Annotated in this window: 4 protein-coding genes and 1 tRNA gene; 2 read left to right on the top strand and 3 right to left on the bottom strand. The window is 45.2% G+C overall.

The features are described from left to right. Positions 1–364 precede the first annotated feature (364 nt). Positions 365–1315, top strand: a complete 951-nt coding sequence (gene cofG / locus QUA24_RS26625; RefSeq protein ID WP_333233382.1) for a 7,8-didemethyl-8-hydroxy-5-deazariboflavin synthase subunit CofG — start codon at positions 365–367, stop codon at positions 1313–1315. 92 nt (positions 1316–1407) lie between these two features. Here cofG and QUA24_RS26630 read toward each other — a convergent pair whose 3' ends face one another. The 3 genes from QUA24_RS26630 to cpdA form a co-directional block, all read right to left on the bottom strand. Next, complete coding sequence (locus QUA24_RS26630; protein WP_333233384.1) at positions 1408–2184, bottom strand: SDR family NAD(P)-dependent oxidoreductase; 777 nt, start codon at positions 2182–2184, stop codon at positions 1408–1410. 201 nt (positions 2185–2385) lie between these two features. After that, positions 2386–3864, bottom strand: a complete 1479-nt coding sequence (locus tag QUA24_RS26635) for an alpha-amylase (protein ID WP_333233386.1) — start codon at positions 3862–3864, stop codon at positions 2386–2388. Between the two features lie 191 nt (positions 3865–4055). Further along, the gene (cpdA, locus tag QUA24_RS26640) at positions 4056–4835 is read right to left on the bottom strand and encodes a 3',5'-cyclic-AMP phosphodiesterase (RefSeq protein ID WP_333233388.1); all 780 of its coding nucleotides are present in this window, start codon (positions 4833–4835) and stop codon (positions 4056–4058) included. A 176-nt stretch (positions 4836–5011) separates the two neighbouring features. Here cpdA and QUA24_RS26645 point away from each other — a divergent pair. Further along, positions 5012–5082 (top strand) — tRNA-Cys (locus QUA24_RS26645). Positions 5083–5202 lie beyond the last annotated feature (120 nt).

The raw sequence follows: 5202 nt of genomic DNA on the forward strand, positions 1-5202 counted from the left end.
ATTTGTTTATGATTGCTTTATTTGGTTTTCAATGTTCGTGACGGCTTTGTGTTCTGCCATGTAAATAAACATAAAGCTTTTATTTCAGTTTGTAAAGGCCTTTTAAGAACAGTTTTTCTTATATGTGTCATAAATTATGATTTTTAAAAGCCAGAAGGCTTGCTATATAAGGAGTTGAAAAGCTGAATGCGGAATTTGTGGACGATCGCCCACAAATGAAGAATACTCATAATCTACCTGGGCAACGAGATTCGGGAGGGGCGTCAGTGTTAAGATAGATGAAGGGTTGCGATCGCCAACCGCAAAACTCGCACTGCACAGATATATGTTGTTGCGTAAGTCCGATCGATAATTATCCCAAGGAATGTCTCGCACCGTCACCTACAGCCCTGCTTATACTCTGGTTCCCACTTACGAGTGTTTTAACCGCTGCACCTATTGCAATTTTCGGGCAGAACCGCTGCAAAGCCCTTGGCTAACACTCGCAGAAGCCGAAAAACTGCTTTTGCGGCTGCAAACTCAAGGTGTAATTGAAATTCTCATCCTCAGCGGCGAGGTACATCCTCAAAGTAAACGGCGAAAAGCTTGGTTGCAGCGGATTTACGATTTGTGCGAACTGGCACTTGCTCTGGGATTTTTGCCGCATACTAATGTGGGGCCGCTCAGCTTTGAGGAGATGGCACTGTTAAAAGAGGTAAATGTATCGATGGGGCTGATGCTAGAACAGCTTGCCCCACATTTGTTACAAACGGTTCACCGACACGCACCGAGTAAAGTGCCGGCGCTGCGACTGCAACAGTTAGAATGGGCTGGGGAATTGAAGATTCCGTTTACAACTGGTTTGCTGCTGGGAATTGGGGAAAGTGAGGCAGATTGGATTGAGACATTAGAGGCGATCGCCCGGATTCATTCGCGTTACAATCACATTCAAGAAGTTATCCTCCAGCCGCACAGTCCGGGAAATCAGCAAAGTTGGGACGGGGAAGTTTTTGATTCTACAAAAATGCCGGAAGTAATTGCGATCGCCCGCAGCATTTTACCCTCTGAAATCAGGCTGCAAATTCCCCCCAATTTAGTTGCACACCCAGACATATTACTTGCTTGTTTAGAAGCAGGTGCTAGAGATTTAGGAGGAATCGGGCCGCGGGATGAAGTTAATCCCGATTATCCTCACCTGCAACACCAAACTTTAACAGAAATTTTAGCAGCATCGGGATGGGAACTCGTAAAGCGTTTGCCTGTTTATCCTCAGTACGATAAGTGGCTGCCCCAGACATTGCAAACTGCTGTTAAACAATGGAGAGTTAGTCCTTAGACCTTCTTATTTCTTAAGTGCCCCTCTGCTGCGACTTCGTTTGTGTATAATCCGTTTCAACCGCCGAGTAATAAAAATAAACTCTTGAGATTTTAAATCAAAGAACCGCCTCCATCAATCCAGACTTCAGTACCTGTGATGAAGCTGGAGGAATGTGATACCAGAAATAACACTAATTGGGCGACTTCTTCGCTAGAACCTGCCGTATTATCCGTCAAAGGAATCATGTCTTGAATGGAATCAGGGGCAACTGGAATGCGATCGAGATGGCGCTTAACAGTGCTTTCCTCAATAGCAGTTAGCACCCCGCCCGGACAGATCACATTGACTCTAATTTGGCAGGCTGCGAGTTCTAGCGCCAGCATTTTGGCAAAGGCTACTTGGGCAGCTTTTGAACAAGCGTAGGCCGTGGCACCAACTTTCCTGAAACTTCTGGTGCCATTAATTGATGATGTAATGACAATCGAACCTCCTTGTTTTTTCAGATGAGGAATAGCATACTTAACAGTCAAAAATGTTCCTCTGAGGTTGGTGTTAATTGTCCGATCCCACTCCTCGGGTTCTATCTCCTCTATCGGCGACCATACACCGTTAATACCAGCATTTGCAAACACAATATCAATTCTTTGATATTTGTCAAAAATTGTTTGAAATGCTTGTTGCATTTGCTGAGAATCCCCAACATCTGCGGCAATAGCCAGCCCGCAGCCTCCTTCATTGACCAACTGGCGGACGGTTTCTTGCCCTGTTTCCAAAATGTGATCGATAATAGCGACTTTGGCGCCTTCCTTGGCCATTAAAATTGCGGCTGCATGACCAATTCCCGACCCACCGCCGGTAATAACTGCAACTTTTTCTGAAAGTTTCATATTTTTTTAGATAAATATTTTTTTGGGCGATCGAATAGCATAAAAATAATACTAGAGAGAGGACTTTAGTCCTCACTACAAACAAGTTTTTTTCATCAAAATCATGCAAGTTAAAAGTGCTTAAGGTACTAATTCTAGCGGTAAGGTGTGCAGTGCACACCCTACTTTAGGCAGAGGATTACGTAAATTTTAACGTAGTCCTTACGGCTGTGGCACCCAGACCGAAACAGAACCGGCGTTACACCTAAAATCAGCCCAACCATCGTCATTAGTTGTGATTGGTTCTTTGATGTGTTCGGTGATGTCAATATAAGTTCGATTCGGCTGTCCGACTTCCATAAACTTAGTGCCATCGCCTCCGTTACTGAGTACCACAGCCATGCCGCCCGGATGTTCTTCAGTTCCGAGTCGCGTCCAGCCAATGGTATTGGCGTGGTCGAAGTAATCGTACTGATTGCCGTAGGAATAAGTTTGGCGCGCTAACAAGAATTTATCGAGAAGAAACTGATGTTTATCTAACCAAATCTCGTATTCGTTGCCATCGTTTGCTGTATCCTTATAGTTATCGCCGTAATAGTCCGGGTAAAAAATGCACGGATATCCTTCGCTTCGCAGCAAGATTAAAGCGTAGGCAAGAGGTTTAAACCAAGCCTCGACAACAGATTCTAGGGATTGTAATGGTTGAGAATCATGGTTGTCAACCAAGGTAACGGCGAGGGCTGGTTGCTGTTGGACGAGGGTGTTATCAAAAATTGTTCGCAAGTCGTAGTTATTGCCGGCCTTGCTAGCAGCGTGGAAGTTGTAGTGGAGAGGTGCGTCAAATAAGGTGACTTTACCATCGGTTGCTTGGATGAAGCTGTGCAAAGCTTCCACTTCGTAAGACCAATATTCGCCTACGGCAAATAGGTCGCGTTGGGCATAGTGGCGAACGTGTTCCAACCATTCTTGGAAAAATTCTGCTTTAACGTGTTTGACGGCATCGAAGCGAAAGCCGTCAACGTTTGTTGTATCGACATACCACTCACCCCAGTATTTTAATTCGCCGCTGACTTCTGGGTGGTCCATATCTAAATCGCAACCCATCAGGTAGTCATAATTGCCTTTTTCTAAGTCTACTCCTCGATCGAATTCTTTACCTTTGAGCAGGTAAACGGCATGGGTTTCTGTGTTGTAAACGTTGTAATCAATGGCGTCAAAATGCCACCAATGCCACTCCATGCTGGAATATTTTTGGTCGCGACCGGGGAAGGTAAAATGCGTCCAAGCTTTGATTTTTTGATATTCGCCTACTGTGGCATTGCGGTCTTCGGGATGGAAGGGTGTGGCTTCTGCTTCTTCTTCTGCATCGGCACCTAATTTGTGGTTGAAAACAACATCGGCATAAATCCGAATTCCAGCATCTTGTGCAGCTTTAATGGCGGCCAAATACTCATCTTTTGTGCCGTATTTCGTGCGTACCGACCCTTTTTGGTCGAACTCGCCTAAATCGAATAAGTCGTAGACGCCGTAACCTACATCCATACCGCCGCCGGTTCCTTTATAGGCTGGCGGCAACCAAAGGGATGTAACGCCTTTTTTGGCTAAATCTTTTGCAGATTTCGCTAGCTGATTCCACAGGCTGCCGTCGTCGGGGCTGTACCAGTGGAAATACTGCATCATCACGCCATTGAGTTCAGACATATATTTAGTTTTTCCTATTTTGTAATATTGCCAGATAGATTTTTGTTCGTAGCTTGCTAGTTTACGTAGGTCTGCCATCTATCGTTAATAAATATCATAATAGATGGGGCTGCTAAAAAGAATCTATCTGTTGATGTATTGACAACAAAATGTAAATTTGATACTAATTATTTTAGGTCTACTAAAAAATATTAAGTTAGTGGCGATTTTGTAGCAACTCGCTCAACTCTAGTGTTCCAAGTACCGTCGATCGCCAATTCAAGCAATCTAAATCCCGGGGGGATTTCGTCAAGGATAATCGGATAACTTTTCGGTAAAAGTTGGATGCAGGTGCTGGGTGTCCCCAAGTAGGTAACTGACCCCCGCTGTTGTTGAAATTCTTGGTGAATGTGGCCACAAAGAACGATTTTGATTTGAGGATATCGATCGACAATTGCTAAAAATTCATCGGCATTGTGCAGCATCATTCCATCCATTATTTCAGAGTCGATCGGCAAAGGATGATGGTGCAAGGCAATGATAACAGGTCGATCGCCGGTTTGTTGCAGTTGAGAGTCGAGCCAATGCAAGCTTTCTGGAGAAAGCCGCCCGCCGTCGCATCCCGCTTCCACACTCGAAAGTAATAGAAATTGCCAGTTTCCTAGCATCCATGATTTTTCTGGGGAAAGAGGCGACTGATTTAAGATTTCTGCCATGACTGGGATGTTGTCGTGGTTCCCAGGTATCCAGTAGGCGGGTATTCCGAGGGGGGCGATGAGGGAGACTAGGCGCTGGTAGGATTCTGGTGTTTCGTCTTGGGACAAGTCGCCTGTGAGTAGGAGTAAGTCGGGCGGCGGCTGTATCTGTTGCAAGCGATCGAGAACTGCTTGGAGGGTGCGGGTTGTTGAGAGGCCTTTCCATTCTCGATCGATCTCTGCAAACAAGTGAGTGTCGGTGATTTGGGCGACGAGTAGGGGAGAAACTGGTGTCATGGCTGGTGTTACGGGCGATCGATGTAGTTCTAGAATAGCCTCGGATGGGTTTTGGAGGTGTGGGAAAAAAGGGCGATTCCCTAGGGGATAGCTGCGCTTTACGAAATTTTTGACAGGTATGTTAAAATTTTCGAGATTTGGTGTACTATAAGAAAACGTCAAATTTCAGGCGTGACGGCGGCATAGCCAAGTGGTAAGGCAGAGGTCTGCAAAACCTCCACCCCCAGTTCAAATCTGGGTGCCGCCTTGATTTATTTGTCTATCGCCACATTATTTGTCTGTGGTGATAGATTATAGGACTTACGCATTGACAAAAAATATCATCTATGTAGTCTAGATAATGGCATCCTTGTGAAGGTTGGCAAAA

Origin of the sequence: Microcoleus sp. Pol12B5 (genome assembly GCF_036701335.1) — a bacterium.
GTDB lineage: Bacteria > Cyanobacteriota > Cyanobacteriia > Cyanobacteriales > Microcoleaceae > Microcoleus.